16 protein-coding genes are annotated in these 18773 nt (G+C 58.7%); 7 read left to right on the top strand and 9 right to left on the bottom strand.

Features of this window, described 5'->3' with window-relative positions; genetic code table 11:
• Window positions 1-54: 54 nt before the first annotated feature.
• Complete coding sequence (locus R3D51_07360) at window positions 55-1755, top strand: PAS domain S-box protein (protein MEZ5899297.1); 1701 nt, start codon at window positions 55-57, stop codon at window positions 1753-1755.
• Here the strand turns inward: R3D51_07360 and R3D51_07365 are convergent.
• Window positions 1752-2483, bottom strand: a complete 732-nt coding sequence (locus R3D51_07365; protein ID MEZ5899298.1) for a response regulator transcription factor — start codon at window positions 2481-2483, stop codon at window positions 1752-1754. The two genes, R3D51_07360 and R3D51_07365, sit on opposite strands and share 4 nt — an antisense overlap.
• Before the next feature lie 198 nt (window positions 2484-2681).
• Between R3D51_07365 and R3D51_07370 the strand changes: the two genes are divergently transcribed.
• Both R3D51_07370 and R3D51_07375 read left to right on the top strand, forming a co-directional pair.
• Entirely contained in the window at window positions 2682-3404 is a 723-nt protein-coding gene (locus tag R3D51_07370; GenBank protein MEZ5899299.1) for a helix-turn-helix domain-containing protein, read from the top strand.
• Between the two features lie 34 nt (window positions 3405-3438).
• Window positions 3439-3936 carry a hypothetical protein gene (locus R3D51_07375; GenBank protein MEZ5899300.1) on the top strand — a complete coding sequence of 166 codons (498 nt, stop codon included), beginning with the start codon at window positions 3439-3441 and terminating at the stop codon, window positions 3934-3936.
• 81 nt (window positions 3937-4017) lie between these two features.
• Here R3D51_07375 and R3D51_07380 read toward each other — a convergent pair whose 3' ends face one another.
• The 8 genes from R3D51_07380 to R3D51_07415 all read right to left on the bottom strand — a co-directional run bounded on the left by R3D51_07380 (window position 4018) and on the right by R3D51_07415 (window position 15575).
• Window positions 4018-6357 carry a transketolase gene (locus R3D51_07380; GenBank protein ID MEZ5899301.1) on the bottom strand — a complete coding sequence of 780 codons (2340 nt, stop codon included), beginning with the start codon at window positions 6355-6357 and terminating at the stop codon, window positions 4018-4020.
• 163 nt (window positions 6358-6520) lie between these two features.
• Entirely contained in the window at window positions 6521-6985 is a 465-nt protein-coding gene (locus tag R3D51_07385; protein ID MEZ5899302.1) for a hypothetical protein, read from the bottom strand.
• A 48-nt stretch (window positions 6986-7033) separates the two neighbouring features.
• Window positions 7034-8662, bottom strand: coding sequence for an ABC transporter ATP-binding protein (locus R3D51_07390; protein MEZ5899303.1), 1629 nt, complete (start codon window positions 8660-8662; stop codon window positions 7034-7036).
• Window positions 8663-8664: 2 nt separating this feature from the next.
• A complete protein-coding gene (locus R3D51_07395; GenBank protein MEZ5899304.1) occupies window positions 8665-9861 on the bottom strand; it encodes an ABC transporter permease in 1197 nt (398 codons plus the stop codon).
• Between the two features lie 2 nt (window positions 9862-9863).
• Window positions 9864-10988 carry a microcin C ABC transporter permease YejB gene (yejB, locus tag R3D51_07400; protein MEZ5899305.1) on the bottom strand — a complete coding sequence of 375 codons (1125 nt, stop codon included), beginning with the start codon at window positions 10986-10988 and terminating at the stop codon, window positions 9864-9866.
• A 24-nt stretch (window positions 10989-11012) separates the two neighbouring features.
• A complete protein-coding gene (locus R3D51_07405; protein MEZ5899306.1) occupies window positions 11013-12893 on the bottom strand; it encodes an extracellular solute-binding protein in 1881 nt (626 codons plus the stop codon).
• A 19-nt stretch (window positions 12894-12912) separates the two neighbouring features.
• Window positions 12913-14811, bottom strand: coding sequence for an extracellular solute-binding protein (locus R3D51_07410; protein ID MEZ5899307.1), 1899 nt, complete (start codon window positions 14809-14811; stop codon window positions 12913-12915).
• A gap of 206 nt (window positions 14812-15017) precedes the next feature.
• Complete coding sequence (locus R3D51_07415; GenBank protein ID MEZ5899308.1) at window positions 15018-15575, bottom strand: cytochrome c family protein; 558 nt, start codon at window positions 15573-15575, stop codon at window positions 15018-15020.
• A gap of 161 nt (window positions 15576-15736) precedes the next feature.
• Here R3D51_07415 and R3D51_07420 point away from each other — a divergent pair, with 161 nt between their 5' ends.
• The 4 genes from R3D51_07420 (at window position 15737) to R3D51_07435 (ending at window position 18716) form a co-directional block, all read left to right on the top strand.
• Window positions 15737-16483 carry a 3-deoxy-manno-octulosonate cytidylyltransferase gene (locus R3D51_07420; protein ID MEZ5899309.1) on the top strand — a complete coding sequence of 249 codons (747 nt, stop codon included), beginning with the start codon at window positions 15737-15739 and terminating at the stop codon, window positions 16481-16483.
• A gap of 35 nt (window positions 16484-16518) precedes the next feature.
• Window positions 16519-17412, top strand: coding sequence for a prephenate dehydratase (locus tag R3D51_07425; protein ID MEZ5899310.1), 894 nt, complete (start codon window positions 16519-16521; stop codon window positions 17410-17412).
• 48 nt (window positions 17413-17460) lie between these two features.
• Window positions 17461-18213, top strand: a complete 753-nt coding sequence (locus tag R3D51_07430) for an SDR family oxidoreductase (protein MEZ5899311.1) — start codon at window positions 17461-17463, stop codon at window positions 18211-18213.
• Between the two features lie 158 nt (window positions 18214-18371).
• Window positions 18372-18716 carry a hypothetical protein gene (locus tag R3D51_07435; protein ID MEZ5899312.1) on the top strand — a complete coding sequence of 115 codons (345 nt, stop codon included), beginning with the start codon at window positions 18372-18374 and terminating at the stop codon, window positions 18714-18716.
• The last annotated feature ends 57 nt before the right edge of the window (window positions 18717-18773 follow it).

Consider the following 18773-nt stretch of genomic DNA (forward strand, 5'->3'; position numbering starts at 1 on the left):
TTGCCGGTGGCTTTGTGAGAAGACATCTTTTTCGCTACCCGCAGCCGAGAAAGTATGACTTCAGAAACAATCCCCGCAGAGTCGGACCCCGCCAGCAGCAGCGAGCTGACAGAGATCTACGCGAGCATCGGCGCGCTGTTGAGCATCGCCGCTGACGCCATTATCGCAATCGACGCAGACCACCGGATCACCTTGTTCAACGAAGGTGCGGAGCGCATTTTCGGGTACAGCAAGGCGGAGATCCTTGGGCAGCCGCTGAGCATCCTCATTCCAAGCCGTTTCCGCGTTTCTCATACCAACCACATCGCAACGCTTGAGATGGGGCAGAAAGCTTCACGCCTCATGGGCGAGCGACAGGAAATTTTCGGCGTCCGCAAGGATGGCTCCGAGTTCCCGGCCGAAGCCTCGATTGCCATGGTTGCGGGAGCGGGCAAAAAGTCGTTTCTGGCCGTTCTGCGCGACATAACGGAAAGAAAGCGCACAGAGGAAATTCTAGCGGGGCATGCGCGCGAGCTGGAGTTGCGCGTGCGCGAGCGAACCGCAGAACTTGAGTCTGAAATCGCCCGGCGCGAGGAGGCGCAGGCTCAGCTTATTCAGTCTCAACGCATGGAAGCGTTTGGGCAGCTCACCGGAGGCGTTGCGCACGACTTCAACAATCTGCTCACCATCATCACCGGCAATTTGGAATTGTTGTCTCCCGAACTTGGGTCGGACAAAGCCTCAAACTACGTAAAGCGTGCGCTGGAAGCGAGCGAGATGGCATCGCGCCTGACTTCGCGGCTGCTGACGTTTGCGCGGCGCCGACGCCTTGAGCCGCGCGTCATCGACATGAACGAGCTTGTGCTTGGCATGGCTGAGATCGTTCAAAGAGCGATCGGCGCACACATTTCGCTTTCAACAATTCTCGCACCTGAGCTTTGGTTGACACGGGCCGATCCCAGTGAGGTGGAGAATGCGGTTCTCAACCTCGTCATCAATGCGCGTGACGCTATGCCTAAGGGCGGGCGCATTGTCGTTGAGACGCGCAACGCCGCCTTTTCGCGAGGCGACGATGTCTACGTTCCTGGCATTCGTAAGGGAGAATTCGTGGTTGTCTCCATCACCGATACCGGTGTTGGAATGCCGCCGGAGATTGCCGCGCGGGCGTTTGAACCATTCTTTACCACAAAACCGACCGGACGCGGGACGGGCCTTGGATTGAGCACCATTTATGGCTTCGCACAACAAACCGGCGGACACGTCACGCTTTATAGCGAGCCCGACAAGGGCACAACGGTAAGCCTGTATTTGCCGCGCACGGTAGAGGCATCCGAAGTCAAAGGATTGTCGAAGGGCGAAGATGAGATTGTCTTCGCACGCAATAGCGAGACGGTCCTTGTAGTAGAAGACAACGCCGACGTGCGCGAAGTAACGATGCAGCGTGTCGAAGGCCTTGGGTATGTGGTCTTGGAAGCATCCAATGCGCCTGAGGCTATCAAGGTTCTTCAAGAAAACCCCGATGTGCAGCTTGTTGTGACTGACGTCGTCATGCCAGGAGGAATGTCCGGCTTTGAGCTGGCTCATTGGATCAATGAAAACAAGCCCGGCGTCGCGGTGGTGTGCACCTCCGGGTTTGCCGAAGGAGCGAGCGGCCATCACCAGGGGCTTGGGCCTTCGCCGGGGTGCGCCATGCTGCACAAGCCTTACGGGCGAATCGAGCTGGCGAAGGTTTTGAGTACGGCGCTCGCCGCCAAATTCGGGGCAGGCGGCGCTTAGAGGCGACGGACGTTGCCGGCGAATGCGTAGCCGACGCCCCGCACGGTTTTGATGAGCATCGGACGCTCACTTTGAGGCTCGATCTTCTTGCGAAGGCGCGCGACCAGCGCGTCGATGGAGCGGTCGAGCGGGCTCCAGTCGTGGCCCTTGAGCTGATCCATCAATTCATCGCGGGACAGTACGCGGCCGGGACGCTCCAGAAGAATGCCGAGCAGATTGAATTCCGCTGTGGTGAGATCGCAGATTTCGCCTGCAGGATTCCGCACCTCGCGGCGGCCGGAGTCGAACTGCCAGCCTTCAAAATCGTAACGCGGTTTGTTGGAGGGTGGCACCTCGGATGCCATTGGCGCTGAAGCCTCGTAGCGGCGCAGCACGGCCCGAATCCTGGCCACCACCTCGCGCATGTGAAAAGGCTTCACGATGTAGTCGTCAGCGCCCAGCTCAAGCCCCACGATGCGATCGATCGGGTCCGCCTTGCCGGTAATCATGACGATAGGCACGTTGCGTTTGGCGCGCAGCTCGCGGGCGACCCGCAAGCCATCCTCGCCGCCCAGATTGAGATCGAGCGTCACAAGATCGATCGGCTCACGCGCCAGCAAACCGGCGCACTCGGTGCCGTGCGATGCTTCGTGCACCAGCATACCTTCCGCTTCGAAGGCAGCGCGGAGAAGTTGGCGGATTTCAGGATCGTCATCAACGACCAGGATGTGATGGGGTGCTGGAGCCATGGGCAGGTGTGTATCTATTTGTAATTGCTAATGGAAGAGGGGTCCCGCAAACGGACGGTCGCAGCAACTGGGCTCGTCCGCTATCCCACTGTTGTTACAAACGGTTACAAATTCGCACATTCCCGACAAACCCCCGTAGCCGACCCGGTTTTTGATGCTGGTCAGATTTCAGCATCCTATTGCACGGGAATGACCTCCATGTTGACCATGTCGATGTACAGCGGTGAAAGCCACTCCGGATTGGAGGTTGCACTCGCCAAAAAGTCGGATCCAGGGGTTCGTCGCGGGGTTGAGGGGATTAGCAACTCGACTATTCGCCGCCTGGAGCCACGTGAGCACGTTTGCCGCGAAGGCGAGGCTAAGCATTACGTCTATCAGGTCGAGCACGGTGCCGTCTGCCTGTATCGTTCCATGCCCGATGGCCACCGCCAGATCATGGACTTCGCATATCCTGGGGACTTCGTCGGCCTTGGCACTTCCGAGCGCCATTTGCTTAGCGGTCAGGCGATCGGCACAACCCGCTTGCGGTGCATCCCCGTCAGCGCCATCCGCCAGCTTGCCGGCCGCAATCCCGAGTTCTGCTTCCAGCTTTATGAGGCTTTGTCGGCCGAGCTGACAGCAGCGCGCGACCTTCTCGCGACGGTCGGTACGCGCAGCGCAACCGAACGCCTTGCCTCGTTCTTGATTGCCCTGTCGCGGCGCAATGAGCGTGCGGGCCTCAATCCTAGCCGCATCGTGCTGCCGATGTTGCGTTCCGATATTGCCGATTTCCTCAGTCTGACGGTCGAAACCGTGAGCCGAACCTTCACCCGGCTTAAGCAGCGCGGCATCATCGACCTGCCGCAAAGCACGCTGGTCATCATCAATGACCGCGAAGAGCTGGAGCAGGTTGCCGGCATGGCGCCTCAGCTCGGTGCGTAACACGAAATGCAGGAATTGGTCTTGAGCGGTCCAGATGGCGAAAGCATCCCACAAGCCAGAAAGAGCGGGTTTTGTTTTTGGACTGTGCCAGGATACGGCGGTCTACCTCAAGCTAGCCTATGCAGCCAACGCTAGCGGGCTTGCTCCTGGCACCGTTCGCGCCGCCGGCAAACTTTCCGCGCTGACCGCGATCGAAACCGATCTTCGGCAGGGCGACGACGCGTTGCCCAAGGCGTGGCGGGAGCACATGGTCCCGCTAGAACACGTGGACGATGAACCATACTTCGCCAACGATGATGAGCCGCTGTTGCACGCCTGTTTTTCGTGCCTTTCGGCAACTCCCGGCGGTGCGCCATGGCAAGGCTCGTGGCGCAGAAACCGACTCCATGAGGTGCTGCGTGCGATTGACGAAGGCGGCATTCTTCTAGCGGTTGAGGCTCATTCGCTTGATGAGCAGCGCAGTTGGGCACGAACGCTTCTCAAATCCGGGTGTGCATTCGTGCAGACTTATGACGACGTTTTGTGTTCCTGACGTTCGTGGCTTTGCAACACTCCCCAAGCCTTCCAGACGGGCTCAGGCCGCGGTTGCGGCCAAGAGCTGTCGTTGGGAATTTTATCCCGCCGCTCGACGTTTTGCGCTCGAGCTGTTGCTCACGATATTCTCCACCGATTGCACTATACCGGCCGTGTCGATGCCGTTGATGCTGTAGAGATCATCTACGTTGCCGGACTCGCCGAACTTGCGGACGCCCAATCCATGCGTGCGATGCCCGTTGACGCTCCCGATCCATGACAGAGCGGCCGGGTGGCCGTCGATAACCGTAAACATCTGGGCATCCTGCGGCACGTCGGCGAGAATGTTTTGAACGTGGGAGGGCGTATCGCTTCCAGCGTTCTTGGCCCAGCCTTCATAGAGCCGGTCATATGAGGTGATCGCCAGCAGCGCGGTTGCGATGCCCCGCTCGTTGAGCGTGCTTGCAGCTTGTGCGGCCTCGGGCGCCACGGCGCCGGTATAGGCGATAACCGCCTGTGTGCGCGCGCGAGGTGCTTCACGCCAATAGCCGCCCTCAACGATGTCGCTGGCAAGTTCGGGCGTCATGGTGCGCCCGGTCTGCGCGATGGCTCGCGTTGACAGCCGCAAGTACACGGAGCAGCCGTCCGGCTGTTGAAGATGCGCAAAGCCCCACGCCATGATCGCCGCCAGCTCGTCAGCATAAGCAGGCTCGAAGGAGGCTAGTCCCGGTTGGCCCATGCCGATCAAAGGCGTCTTCAGAGATTGATGCGCACCGCCCTCCGGCGCCAGCGTGATGCCCGCAGGCGTTCCCGCCAGCATGAAGCGAGCGTCCTGGTAACAGGCATAGTTCATGGCATCGAGTCCGCGCTCGATGAAGGGATCGTAGACGGTGCCAACCGGAATCAACCGCTCGCCATTGATGGTGTGCGACAGGCCGAGCGCGGATAACAGGATGAATAGGTTCATCTCCGCGATGCCCAGCTCGAGATGCTGCCCCTTGGCAGAGAAATCCCAGGTGTAGCTGGACGGAATCTTCTCCTGACGAAACACGTCTACCAGCTCTTCGCGCGCATAAAGGCCGCGACGGTTCACCCATGAGCCGAGGTTGGTCGATACGGTGACGTCGGGCGATGTCGTCACGATGCGTTGAGAGAGTTCGCTGTCTGAGCGCGCGAGCGCATTCAGGACCAGGCCGAACGCCTGCTGGGTCGACATCGACGACAGTGAAGGACATTCGAGCGTCGCAGGGGTGGGAATGATCCGCGCCTCTAAGCGCCGCTTCTTGTCCTGCGCATAGGGAACACTGGCGAGGAACGCATCGATCTCCGCTTGCGGAATTTGAATGCCTTCGAACGCGTCCCACTCGTGGCCAGAACGCACATTCTGTTTTGTCCTATACGCCTCGATCTGGGCCGGCGACATCAGGCCGGCATGATTATCCTTGTGGCCTTGGAAGGGGAGGCCGATGCCCTTGATCGTGTATGCGATAAAGCAAGTCGGCCGGTCGTGATCGACCTCATGGAAAGCTTCCAGCAGGCTTTCCATGTCGTGGCCGCCGAGGTTGGACATCAGCGCGATCAGTTCTTCATCCGAGCGCTTGGCGATCAACGCTCGCGCGGCGCTATTCGGGGGGAGGTCGCTCAATAAGCGCTTGCGGAATGCCGCACCGCCCTGGAAACACAGGGCGGCATAGAGCTGGTTGGGGCAGGCTTCAATCCAGGTCCTGAGATCCTCTCCACCCGGCTCCGCGAAGGCTGCCTGTTGCAGCTTTCCGAACTTGATGACCACCACGTCCCAACCGTAGTTGGAGAACATGGTCTCGAATTTTTTGTAGAGGTCTTCGTGCACGACGGCGTCGAGACTCTGGCGGTTGTAGTCGATAATCCACCAGGTGTTGCGAAGACCGTGTTTCCACCCCTCGATTAGCGCCTCGTGAATATTGCCTTCGTCAAGTTCTGCATCGCCCACGATTGCAATCATGCGGCCCTCGGGCCGATCTTTCATCAGCCCGTGGGACTTCGCGTAGTCCTGCACCAGTGATGCAAACAAGGTTTGCGCCACGCCCAGGCCCACCGATCCGGTGGAGAAGTCCACATCGTCGGTGTCCTTCGTGCGCGAGGGATAAGACTGGGCTCCCTTGAGTGCGCGGAAATTCGCAAGCTTGTCGCGCGTCTGGCGGCCAAACAGATATTGAATGGCGTGAAATGCGGGCGAAGCGTGGGGCTTCACCGCGACGCGGTCTTGTGGCTTCAAGACGTCGAAATAGAGGGCTGACAGGATGGTTGCGGAGGACGCGGAGGAAGCCTGATGGCCGCCGACTTTCAAGCCATCGGCGCTCTTGCGAAGGTGGTTGGCGTTGTGAATCATCCACGACGATAGCCACTGCACCTTCTGGTCCAGTGCGTTCAGGATCTCCAATTTCCGTCGTGCAACAGCCATGGCGCTTCGCTCCGGGGGTTTGTTATGAGCGCCGACTTTAGGCACAAACCCGAGACGAAGGATTCCAATTTAGTCCACTTTTCCCGAAATAATTGGACGATGGTACCAAAATATGAAAAAAATTGGATAAATCCACCAATGTGCTGGATGGCGGTCCGGGGCACTACCGCAAATAGGGTAAGAAATCTTCCGCATCTTGAACGTCCGGGCTTCCGGTTTTGGCGTGCGCCAACGGCCCGGTCTTGCGAACGTGAGACCACACAACCCCGTCGGAAAACGTAACGCGCGTCTCGATGGATTTCAGTCCTCCGGTCAACGCGCATGAGGAGCGCACCAGTTCCACGTGTCCCGCAGCAACCGCCTCCGCAATCGCGCCGAACAGGGCGAAGTCGTCTATCGCGCGATCCTCGAAGCGCTCGGTGCAAAGCGAAAGGTCGAATTTCTGATCGTTGCGCAGCACCAGCGTCATGGGACAAGCGCCGGACGTTTTCGGGCGGGCGCTGATGCGCCAGTAGCCGCTTGCGTCGCGGATCTCAATATTGGCCGCATCCTTGAGTGGGTCGGCCCATTGAGTCAACTGTTGAGTGACTGCCGCCAATTCGTTGCGGAAGACGTCATCGGGATACATTGAGCCCCCACCGCTCGTGCCTTGGCCCACGTGGCAGGGCCGTGTCTGTTAGCCAGCGATTTCGCCGTTGTGCGCAACTCTATGATCAAGCGCGGCGGCGAGCAACGCGCGTGTGTAATCTTCCTTGGGATGAGCGAACACGTCCGCTGCCGGCCCCTCTTCGACCACCTTCCCGTTACGCATGACGATGACATAGTTGGAAAGCGCGCGAACCACTTTGAGGTCGTGGCTGATGAAAAGGTAAGCCAACCCCCGCTTGCGTTGCAGTTCGCGCAGCAGATCCACGATTTGAGCCTGTACGCTCATGTCGAGGGCACTGGTGGGCTCGTCCAGCATGACGAACTTAGGTTCAAGGACCATGGCGCGCGCAATCGCGATGCGCTGTCGCTGGCCGCCGGAAAATTCATGCGGATAGCGATCCTGAGCGGCAGCTTCCAGCCCGACTTCGACAAGAGCCTGGGAGACGCGCGCGCGGCGGCCATCCTCGTCCAGCTGCGGCTGCAGGATGATGAGCCCTTCCTCGATGATCTGCCCCACTGTCAATCGCGGCGACAAGGATCCGTAAGGGTCCTGGAAAACGATCTGCATTTCCTTGCGGAGCGGTCGCATCTGCTTTGAAGAGAAGGCGTCGATACGCTGGCCCACGTAGGCGATCGGTCCCTTGGACGAGATAAGGCGCAGGATCGCGAGGCCGAGCGTCGTCTTGCCCGATCCGGATTCTCCCACCACGCCGAGCGTTTCGCCCGCCCGCAGCTTCATCGACAACCCGTCGACGGCCTTCACGTAGTCGACTGTTTTCTGCAGCAGGCCGCGCTTGATCGGGAACCAGACTTTGAGATCGTCGGTCTCGACCACGACCGGCGCATTGGGATTTGCTGCCGGGGGTTGACCTTTTGGCTCTGCCGCCAACAGGTGGCGCGTATACGGGTGCTGTGGAGATTGGAAGATGTCGCTCGCCTTGCCGTTCTCCACGATCAGGCCGTTTTGCATGACGTAAACGCGGTCGGCCATGCGCCGGACAATGCCAAGGTCGTGCGTGATCAGGAGCATCGCCATGCCCATCTCTTTCTGGAGCTGCTTCAGCAGTTCCAAGATCTGAGCCTGAATGGTTACATCGAGCGCTGTTGTTGGTTCGTCGGCGATGAGCAGATCCGGTTCATTCGCCAGCGCAATGGCGATCATCACGCGCTGGCGTTGGCCGCCAGAAAGCTGATGCGGATAGGAACTCAACCGCTTTTCGGGATCGCGAATGCCGACCTTGGAGAGCAGCTCGATGATCCGCGGCCGGGCTTGTGCATCGCTCAGGCCCTTGTGCAGCTTGATGATCTCGCCCACCTGCTTTTCGATCGTATGCAGCGGATTGAGCGTGGTCATCGGTTCCTGAAAGATGATGGAGATGCGGTCGCCGCGAATGGCGCGCATATCCTTCTCAGGCAGCTTCAGAATGTCTTTGCCTTCAAATTTGATCTCGCCGGTCGGATGACTGGCCGATTGCGGCAACAGGCGCAGAATGGAGAGTGCCGAGACCGTCTTGCCAGAACCGGACTCGCCAACAAGCGCAACAGTCTCGCCCTTGGCGATGTTGAACGAAACGCCCTTGACGACGCGCGCGGCTTGCGCGCCCTCGCCGAACTCGACGGACAGGTCTTTGACGTCGATGAGAGGAGCGATTGTCATTGCTATTTGGCCTGCCTGAAGGTTTTGCGCGGGTCGAGCGCATCGCGCACGGCTTCACCCATGAAGATCGCCAGCGACAGGATGATCGACACGGCGATGAAGCCGGAAATGCCGAGCCATGGCGCTTCGACGTGCTTCTTGCCCTGGAGCAACAGCTCGCCGAGCGATGGTGAACCGATCGGCATGCCAAGGCCAAGGAAGTCGAGGGCAGTGAGAGACGAAATCGCGCCCGACAGCCGGAACGGCAGGAAGGTCAGCGTTGCGACCATGGCGTTAGGCAGCAAATGCTTGAACATGATCTGCCAATCGGTGAGGCCGAGGGCGCGGGCCGCGCGCACGTACTCCAGATTTCGTCCGCGAAGGAATTCCGCGCGCACCACGCCGACCAGCGACGTCCACGAGAACAGCAGAAGGATGCCCAGCAGCGTCCAAAATCCGGGAATGAACATCGAGGAGATGATCAGCAACACGAACAGTTCTGGAATCGAGTTCCATATTTCCAGGATGCGCTGGAAGATGAGGTCGATCCGTCCGCCAAAATAGCCTTGAACGGCGCCAGCAAAGACGCCGATTGCCGACGACAGAATTGTCAGCAGCAAACCGAACAGGACAGAGATTCTAAAGCCGTAGATCACACGGGCCAGAACGTCGCGTCCCTGGTCGTCGAGCCCAAGCCAGTTGGTGTTGCCGAAGGCTTCAAACCGCGCGATCTGATCTGCGGGCGCGTCACACAGCGGCATCGAGGTCGCCCATGGCGGCGGCGCGGGATAGCCAAGACAGGTATCCTTGTCCTTCATCCTTCCCGGATAGTCGCGATTGATCGTATCGTAGGAGTAGCGGATCGGTGGCCAAAGCATCCAGCCGTTCGCGTTGATCTCTTCAATGATATGCGGTGCCTTGTAGTCCGTGACTGCGAGGAAGCCCCCGAATTTCTCTTCCGGATAATCGACGAAAACGGGCGAGAGCAATTCGCCCTTGTAGCTGACGAGCAGCGGGCGATCGTTGGCAATAAATTCGGCTAACAGCGTCAGGACGAACAAGGCCGCGAAGATGAGGAAGCTGCGGTAGCCCGCCTTGTGGGCCTTGAAGCGTTCCAGGCGACGGCGGTTGACCGGCGACAAAGAGAACCACGAACGGCGCGCCTTCGGCGTTTCTTTTTGATCGGCGCTCGCGACAGTATCGGATGTCTTCTTGTCCATGCTCACACCTCGCGCGTCTCAAAGTCGATGCGCGGATCGACGAGCGTGTAGGTGAAGTCGGAGATGATGCCGACCACCAGACCCAGAAGCGAGAAAATATACAAGGAGGCAAATACCACCGGATAGTCGCGCTTCTCGATGCTTTCCAGCGACAACAGTCCAAGGCCGTCGAGTGAAAAGATGGTCTCGATCAGTAGCGAGCCGGAGAAGAAGGCGCTGATGAAGGCTGCGGGAAATCCGGCGATGATGAGCAGCATCGCGTTTCGGAAGATGTGGCCATAAAGCACTTGGTTCTCGGTCAGGCCTTTCGCGCGGGCCGCGACGACGTACTGCTTTCTGATCTCATCGAGAAACGAGTTCTTGGTGAGAAACGTCATGGTCGTGAACGAGCCGATCGCCATTGCGATCATGGGCAGCGTCAAGTGCCAGAAGTAGTCGGTGATCTTGCCGAACCAGGACAGCTGATCCCAGTTGTCGGAGAACAGCCCTCGCGAAGGGAACCAATGAAAGAAAGACGAGCCGGCAAAAAGTATGAGCAGGAGTACCGCAAACAGAAAGCCTGGGATGGCATAGCCCACCACCAGCACGCCGCTGGTCCAGGTGTCGAAGCGAGATCCATCTTGGACCGCTTTGCGGATGCCGAGCGGAATTGAAATCAGATAGGTCAGTAGCGTCATCCAAAGCCCGAGCGAAATGGAAACCGGCAGCTTCTCCTTGATGAGGTCGAGCACCGGAATATCCCGGAAGTAGCTCTTTCCGAAGTTGAAGGTCAGATAGTTCTTCATCATCAGAATGAAGCGCTCATAAGCAGGTTTGTCGAAGCCATATTGCTTTTCAAGGCTCTTGATGAAGGCAGGGTCCAGCCCTTGCGCGCCGCGATATTTCGACGTCACGGCATCGGCGGCACCCTGGCCGAGCGCACCGGCTTGCCCCGCGCCAGCGCCAAGGCCATCGCCCGTTCCGCCGCCCATGCGTCCCGCGATGGATGAGGAGTGCCCCATCAGCTGTGCGATCATCCGTTCAACCGGACCGCCCGGTGCAAACTGAATGATGACGAACGAAAACAGCATGATCCCGAAAAGTGTCGGGAAAATCAGCAGAAAGCGTTTGAGCAGGTAGGTGGCCATTGGCGCGCTACTATTCCCTTCGCTTCATTTTGTGGCTTCGCCCGGAGCGGACTTTTCGGTCAAGGCATCCGCTTTGCCCTTATCATACCACCACGTGTCAAGCACGCCTGGATCGTACTTCGCACTCGTGGCAGGCCTTGAATACTTGTCCCAATAGGCAACGTTATGGACGGGCTTGTACCAGTGAGGAACCCAATAGTGGGAGCTTCTCAGCACGCGGTCGATCGCGCGGGTTGCGGTCACAAGCTCTTCACGCGATTTGGCCGCTGTTACTTTGTCGATCAACGCGTCGATTACAGGGTCTGCGATGCCTGACAGGTTTTGAGAACCATCCATCGTCGCAGACCTTGAGCCCCAGTAGCCCCTCAGCTCCACACCAGGCGTAAGTCGCAAGACATAACGCTGGACGGTGACGTCGAAATCAAAACTCTTCATGCGCCGTTCGTACTGCGCCGGATCGACACGACGCGCCGTCGCGTTGACGCCGATTTTGCGCAAGTTCTCGACATAGGGTTGAATGATGCGCTCGAAGGCGTCCTCGAAAAACAGGAACTCGATATCGAGCGTATCTCCCTTGGCGTTATGCTGCAGCCGATCGGGGCCAATGCTCCAGCCGGCGGCCTTGAGAAGGTCAAAGGCTTTGCGCAGATTTTCGCGGTTGTTTCCGCTGCCGTCCGTGACGGGAGGCGAGTAGACCTCGCCAAAGACGCCCGCGGGCACCTTGTCCTTGAAAGGCTCCAGCAGCGCCACCTCTTGCGGTGAGGGTTTGCCGGTTGCCTTCATGTCGGAGTTTTCAAAAAAGCTCTGGGTGCGTGTGTAGAGGTTGTAAAACAGCTTCTTGTTAGACCATTCGAAATCAAAGGCTTGATCGAGCGCTTCCCTCACGCGGACATCCTTAAACTTGTCGCGCCGCGTATTGAGGAAGAAGCCCTGTGCACCAGACGGATTGGCGTCTGGGAGCGTATCGCGAATGAGGCGACCATTCTTGACCGCGGCGACGTTGTAGCCCGTCGCCCAATCGACGGACGTGAATTCCTCGCGGTAATCAAGTCCACCGGACTTGATCGCCTCCAGCTCCGCCGTGCGGTCGCGGAAGGAATCGAAACGGATCTCATCGAAATTATTGCGTCCGCGATTGACCGGAAGATCCTTGGCCCAATAGTCGTCGCGTCGCTTGTAGGTAACGTAGGTTCCAGCCTTGAAATCTGAAATGAGATACGGCCCGGAGCCGAGCGGAGGTTCAAGGCTCGTTTCGTCGAACGGCTTTTTGTCGTAGTAGGCTTTCGAAAGCACGGGCAGACCGGCGAGGATCACCGGCAAATCGCGCACCAATGCACCTTGGAACGTGTATTGCACCGTGGCGTCGTCAGGCGCCTCTGCCTTTACGACTTCGCGCAGCGCAAGACCGATTGCGGGCGACCCCTTCTCTTTCAGAAGTTTAAACGAGTTGATAACGTCGGCGGCAGTGACAGGCGTTCCATCCGAAAACTTCGCCTCCTTGCGGAGTTTGAAGGTCACGGACATGCCGTCGGGCGCAACGTCGACCGTCTCGGCGACTAGGCCGTACATCGAGTCAGGCTCATCTTGCGCGCGCACCATCAAACTATCGAACAGAAGGTCTGTTCCAGTCGCGGCGTCACCTTTGATGATGTAGGCGTTGAACGTATCGTAGGTCGGCGTGCCATTGGTGACGAAACGGCCGCCCTTGGGCGCATCGGCATTCACATAATCGAAATGCTTGAAATCCGCCGGGTACTTCAATTCGCCGAATACGGACAAGCCGTGACGCGGCTCGGCTTGCGCGCCCGTGAGCGGCAACAGGGCGGTCAGAGCAGCCACTGTGACGGCACGGATCATTCCGCGCCGCTTCGCCGCCACTGCAATCCTCGTGTGCGTCATTCGCATCGGTTGGGGTATCCTCGTACTAGCGCCCACGTGCGGCTTGCAGAGCCTTGTCCTTGGCGGCATCCAGCCACCACGATTGAATGGGGGCGGCGGGAGATTGGGACGGCAGCTTTTCCGGCCGTCCGAATTTATCCCAGTAGGCGATGCGATCGACGTTCAGATACCATTGCGGGACCATGTAGAAATTCCACAACAGCACGCGGTCGAGCGCGCGCGTTGCGGCCACGAGACTTTCGCGGTCCTTGGCGGCGACGATATGGTCGATGATCTTGTCAATCGCCGGGTTTTTGATGCCCCCGATATTTGCGCTGCCCTCGCGATCGGCTGCTGCGGAGCCGAAGTAATAGCGCTGCTCGTTGCCTGGTGAATGTGACTGGCCGATGCTGTGGACGACGATATCGAAATCGAAGCTCTTGACGCGGCGCTCGTACTGCGAGCTGTCGACCATGCGCGCCGTTGCGTTGATACCGATCTTCTTCAGGTTCTCGATGTAGGGAAGCACGACGCGCTCGAAGTCGGGCTGCACGAGCAAGAACTCGACGTCCAATGTCTGGCCGGCGGCATTCGTCAGCTTCCCGCCCTTGAGTGTCCAACCGGCGGCTGCCAGTAGCTTCACGGCCTCGCCGAGCTTTTTGTGTAGATCGGATGAGGTTTTGTAGACGGGGTTCGCATACTCGGTGGTAAAGATCTCAGGGGGAACTTCGTCCTTAACCTCGTTGAGGACCTCAAGCTCCTTGCCCTGCGGCAGTCCTTTGGCTGCCAGCTCGGAATTTGCGAAATAGCTGTCGAGGCGCGTGTAAGCGCCATAGAACAGCTTGCGGTTCATCTCCTCGAAATCCATGGCGTATGCGAACGCTTGGCGCACGCGAGGATCCTTGAACTTGTCGCGGCGCAGATTGAAGGCGAAACCCTGCATGCCGGAAACGCGCCCCTCAGGCAGCATTTCCTGTTTTACAAGGCCCTTCTTGCGCGCATCGAAATCGTACTGCGTGGCCCAAGAGGAGGCGGAGGTTTCCGTCCAAGTATCGATTAACCCGGATTTGAAGGCTTCAAACGCAGGCACGCGATCGCGGAAGTACTCAAAGCGAATCTCGTCGAAGTTCCACAGGCCTTTGGAGACAGGTAGATCTTTCGCCCAGTAGTCGGGATCGCGCCCATAGACGATGTTGCGGCTCGCTTCGAACGATTTGATTTTGTAGGGACCGGATCCGAGCGGGACATCAAGCGAGGACTTGGTGATGTCGCGTTGCTTGCCCGAAGCGTCCGTACCCTTCCAATAATGTTCAGGCAAAATGGTCAACTGGCTGACGATGAGTGGAAGTTCGCGGTTGCCCTTCATGTCGAAGGAGAACCTCACTTCGTGCTCGCCGGTCTTTTCCGCCTTCACGACGTTCTTGTAGTAGAGGGCATACTGCGGATTGGCCGCTTTAAGCGCATCCAGTGAGAAGATCACGTCCTCGGGTCGGACAGGCTTGCCATCCTGAAAATGGGCCTCGGGGCGCAGCTTGAACGTGACGGATGAAAAGTCGTCCGGGTGCGAAAGGCACTCAGCGATAAGTCCATATTCCGTCGAGGGTTCGTCGGGGCTGCTGAAGAAAAGGCTGTCGTACAGAAGGCCAAGACCGGCGGCCTCCGATCCCTGAATTGTGAAATTGTTGAAGCTGTCGTATCCGCCCATCGACCATTGGCGCAGCGTGCCGCCTTTGGGTGCGTCTGGATTGGCCCAATCGAAATTCTTGAAGTCCGCGGGCATCTTCGGCTGGCCGAGCAGAGAGACGGCAGGCACGCATTCTTCCGACGACGCTGCCGTTGTCTGCGGTGCATCGCTGTCTTGTGCGTTGGCTGAAGAAGGGGCGAAAACGAATTGAGACAACAGCAAGAGTGCGGCGGCGCCGGTGAAATGAGGCTTGAAGCGCATGTCCGGTGTCGATCCTCCGAGTACCCTTGATGAATTCAGTAGTGCCAGCCTGCGCCTGCTCACGCAGCCCTTGAAATTAGCATGAGCGCATGATGCGGGCACAACTCACGCACACGTCCGCAAGTCGCCTCTGCTCCAACGAAAACGACCCTGCCGAGCGCCGGCAGGGTCGCAGGTTTTCTGGGGTGTTGCGAGTTAACTCGCTGTCATTTTGGCAGTTCCGCCGGGGTGTCGGATTGTGTCGCAAGATAGGCGATCACATCTGCCGCATCGGTCGGATTGGGCAGGCCGTTGAAGACCATTTTCGTACCCGGAACAAAGCCTTTCGGATTGCTGATGAATGCGGCAAGATCTTCGAACGTCCAGTTGCCGCCCTTTTCCTTCATTGCAGCCGAATATTCAAAGCCTTCGGAGCTTGCTTTCGGACGATTGACCACGCCCCACAGGTTCGGGCCGACTGCCTTGGGCTTGCCTTTCTCAATCGTATGGCAGGCCTTGCACTTGTTAAACAGCGCCTTGCCGTTGTCCGCGGAGGCCTTGGGAAGGTCTGCCAAGACGGCCTCGGGGCCTTTTGCAGCGGCCGGGGCACCACCTTCGGCGGCCTTTCCGGCGTCAGCGGCGCCTGCCTCGGCTACGGGCAGGGTAAAACCCGGCTTGGCGGGCGGGCCGGGCATACGCTCCTCGATCAGGACCTTGGTGCCAAAGATCAAAAGAAGAGCCGACAGGACCGCGCCCGCGATTTTGGTGAATTCAAAAGAGTCCATGAACCCCGATCCTCGTTTTTTCTGAATTGCGCCGCGACGCACACTGGGCATATCCCGCCGCAGGAGCTAAGGGAACCACCCTCGCTCTTGCAATAGACGAAAAGTGTGGTCTAGAGCCTAGCCGCGAGACCAATTGTCACGAAGGGCCGAAAGATCGCAGCATGTCGCGCGTTATCACCATCATTCCGGCCCGTATGCAGGCCACCCGCCTCCCAGGTAAGCCGCTGGCTGACATTGTCGGTAAGCCTATGATTGTCCACGTCTGGGAGCGCGCAATGGCGGCAGAGGTCGGCCGTGTCGCAGTCGCAACCGATAACGACGAGATTGCCGCAGCGGTCAGAGCCGCAGGTGGAGAGGCCGTCATGACCCGTGCTGACCACGCCTCGGGCTCTGACCGGGTCTTCGAGGCGGCCTCGCGCCTCGACCCGGATGCTGACGCCGACACAATCGTCAACCTTCAGGGTGATCTGCCAACACTCGATCCCGCGCTGGTGCGGGCATGTCTGTCGCCGCTCAAGGCATCCAAGACCACCGACATTGCGACGTTGGCCGCCGAGATCGTCGTCGACGAGGAGAAGACCAATCCCAACGTCGTGAAAGTCGTAGGCACGCCGCTTGGCGACGGACGCCACCTGCGCGCGCTCTACTTCACGCGCGCTACCGCGCCTTACGGCGATGGTCCGCTCTATCACCACATCGGCATTTACGCCTATCGACGTCCCGCATTGGAGCGGTTCGTCGCGTTGCCGCCGTCGCCGCTTGAGAAGCGCGAGAAGCTCGAGCAGTTGCGCGCGCTTGAATCGGGGATGCGCATCGACGTCGCCACGGTCGACACCGTGCCGCTCGGTGTCGACACGCCTGCTGATCTCGATCGCGCCCGCAAGCTGGTCGTCAAAGCCGAGGCATGAATTTCGAAATGATCAAGAAGACCGGAAGGGACCAGATGCCCAACAGCAACAAAACATCCCAAAAGAGCGGACGTATTTCCTACCAGGGCGAGCCGGGAGCCAATTCTCATCTGGCCGCACACGAGGCGTTCCCCGATCTTGAGGCCGTCGCTTATCCGACATTCGAGGACGCGCTCGCTGCGGTAAAGTGTGGCGAAGCAATCTATGCGATGATCCCGATTGAGAACTCGGTTGCGGGCCGCGTTGCCGACATCCACCATTTGCTGCCTGACGCTGGGCTGTTCATCGTCGCGGAACACTTTCTGCGCGTACGCCATCAGCTGATGGCGCTACCGGGCGCCAGCCTCGACACCATCAAGCGCGTCATGAGTCACACGCAAGCTCTCGGGCAGTGCCGAAACACGTTGCGCAAGCTGGGACTGAAACCGGTGCCGGAGGCCGATACTGCGGGCTCTGCACGAATGGTTTCGGAAAGTAACGATCTGTCCACCGCCGCTATTGCATCGCGTTTGGCCGCCGAGATCTACGGATTGAAGATCCTTAAAGAAGATATGGAGGATCAGACTCACAACACCACGCGCTTCGTCGTGCTTGCCAAGGAACCCGACGACGCGGAACCTGATGATGGACCTGTTGTCACCACATTCCTGTTCCGCGTGCGCAACGTTCCGGCTGCACTTTACAAGGCGCTGGGTGGCTTTGCCACCAATGGCGTCAACATGACGAAATTGGAAAGCTATCAGGAGGAAGGGACGTTCAACGCGACCATGTTCTTTGCCGACATCGAAGGCCATCCGGCGGATCGCTCGGTGCAACTGGCGCTTGAAGAGCTGTCGTTCTTCTCCACCGAGATCAAAGTGCTGGGGACTTATCCGGCGAGTTCCTATCGGAAGGAAGTGGCCGAGATGCTGAAGCCTCCGCGTATTTAGCGAAGGCGGTGCGCCGAGGTTCTGACCGCGGCAGGGAGTGGTGTGATCATGCGTCTGAAGGATAAGGTCGCGATCGTGACCGGAGGTGCTTCCGGTTTTGGGCGGGGTATCACGGAGCTGTTTGCGCAGCATGGCGCGAAGGTCGTTATTGCGGATCTCAACCAGTCCGCTGCGCAACAGGTGGCTGACGCTTTAGGATCTGAGCACGCCTTCGCCATCAAGACGGATGTCGCGCGCAAGTCTGACGTGGAGGTGATGGTGCGCGAAACGGTGGCGCGTTTCGGTGGACTCGATATCGTCGTCAATAACGCTGGCTACACACATAAAAACCAGAGCCTGTTGACGGTAAGCGAGGATGAGTTCGATCAGATCTACGCAATTAATGTCAAATCGATCTATCTGACGACGCTTGCCGCCGTGCCTGAAATGGAGAAGCGAGGCGGTGGCGTCATCATCAATACGGCCTCGACTGCGGGCGTGCGTCCGCGGCCTGGATTGACGTGGTACAACGGCTCGAAGGGTGCAGCGATCACGCTCACAAAGTCCATGGCGGTGGAACTGGCGCCCAAGAAAATCCGCGTCAATGCGATCAATCCCGTTATCGGCGAGACGGGTATGCTTGAACTTTTCATGGGAATGCCCGACACACCGGCGAACCGGGAGAAATTCCTTGCCGGGATTCCTTTGGGCCGTTTCTCCACGCCGCGGGACATCGCGAACGCTGCGCTATTCCTCGCCGATCCTGACAGCGCGTTCCTTACAGGCGTCGCCATCGAAGTGGACGGCGGTCGCTGCATTTGAGCCGCAAGTCTTGCCGCCGTGGTAAGGGTCGTCCTTACGGTTCTGTATGCTGTCTCAAATTGTTGTGTGAACGCATTCTGTGTGTGCGCAATTAACTGCGCGTATGTGATCGAAGCGTATCCATCGAAGACATAGAGTCCTCGAAAGGATGTTGTGTCATGCTCAAACGCACCGGCTCTCCAGACAAGCGCCAGTTCGGCTCCCGTCATACACAGGTGCGCGCATGGATACGCGTGTCTGGTAGACCTCCTGTTCAGTGTACCATTAGCGATGTGTCGAACGCCGGAGCGGTCCTGGACTGCGACGAAACTGTTTGGCTTCCTTTTGCGTTCCGCCTCGTCACGGACGACAAGTCGATAGATCGTGTTTGCGAGATCCGCCACGAAATTGGCCGGCGTAAGGACGTCGAATTCGTCGATCAAGTTATCCAGACTAGCGACGGCCCAAAGCCGTCGAGCGATGACGACTGGGGCGGCAGGCGAAGTGTCCCGCAAACTCGCTAGATATTGATGCGCCAGTAAGAGTTGAAGCGCTCAAAACAACTGCTTCCCACGTGCCAT

This window comes from Hyphomicrobiaceae bacterium (assembly GCA_041397645.1).
In the GTDB taxonomy this organism is placed as follows: Bacteria; Pseudomonadota; Alphaproteobacteria; order Rhizobiales; family Hyphomicrobiaceae; genus Hyphomicrobium_B.

Bases quoted from the DNA above. Each gene is read 5' to 3' on its own strand.
- R3D51_07415 (MEZ5899308.1), bottom strand. From the start codon at position 15,575: ATGGACTCTTTTGAATTCACCAAAATCGCGGGCGCGGTCCTGTCGGCT.
- R3D51_07360 (MEZ5899297.1), top strand. From the start codon at position 55: ATGACTTCAGAAACAATCCCCGCAGAGTCGGACCCCGCCAGCAGCAGC.
- R3D51_07425 (MEZ5899310.1), top strand. From the start codon at position 16,519: ATGCCCAACAGCAACAAAACATCCCAAAAGAGCGGACGTATTTCCTAC.
- R3D51_07410 (MEZ5899307.1), bottom strand. From the start codon at position 14,811: ATGCGCTTCAAGCCTCATTTCACCGGCGCCGCCGCACTCTTGCTGTTG.
- R3D51_07385 (MEZ5899302.1), bottom strand. From the start codon at position 6,985: ATGTATCCCGATGACGTCTTCCGCAACGAATTGGCGGCAGTCACTCAA.
- R3D51_07420 (MEZ5899309.1), top strand. From the start codon at position 15,737: ATGTCGCGCGTTATCACCATCATTCCGGCCCGTATGCAGGCCACCCGC.
- yejB (MEZ5899305.1), bottom strand. From the start codon at position 10,988: ATGGCCACCTACCTGCTCAAACGCTTTCTGCTGATTTTCCCGACACTT.
- R3D51_07395 (MEZ5899304.1), bottom strand. From the start codon at position 9,861: ATGGACAAGAAGACATCCGATACTGTCGCGAGCGCCGATCAAAAAGAA.
- R3D51_07370 (MEZ5899299.1), top strand. From the start codon at position 2,682: ATGTTGACCATGTCGATGTACAGCGGTGAAAGCCACTCCGGATTGGAG.
- R3D51_07390 (MEZ5899303.1), bottom strand. From the start codon at position 8,662: ATGACAATCGCTCCTCTCATCGACGTCAAAGACCTGTCCGTCGAGTTC.
- R3D51_07435 (MEZ5899312.1), top strand. From the start codon at position 18,372: ATGCTCAAACGCACCGGCTCTCCAGACAAGCGCCAGTTCGGCTCCCGT.
- R3D51_07375 (MEZ5899300.1), top strand. From the start codon at position 3,439: ATGGCGAAAGCATCCCACAAGCCAGAAAGAGCGGGTTTTGTTTTTGGA.
- R3D51_07405 (MEZ5899306.1), bottom strand. From the start codon at position 12,893: ATGCGAATGACGCACACGAGGATTGCAGTGGCGGCGAAGCGGCGCGGA.
- R3D51_07365 (MEZ5899298.1), bottom strand. From the start codon at position 2,483: ATGGCTCCAGCACCCCATCACATCCTGGTCGTTGATGACGATCCTGAA.
- R3D51_07380 (MEZ5899301.1), bottom strand. From the start codon at position 6,357: ATGGCTGTTGCACGACGGAAATTGGAGATCCTGAACGCACTGGACCAG.
- R3D51_07430 (MEZ5899311.1), top strand. From the start codon at position 17,461: ATGCGTCTGAAGGATAAGGTCGCGATCGTGACCGGAGGTGCTTCCGGT.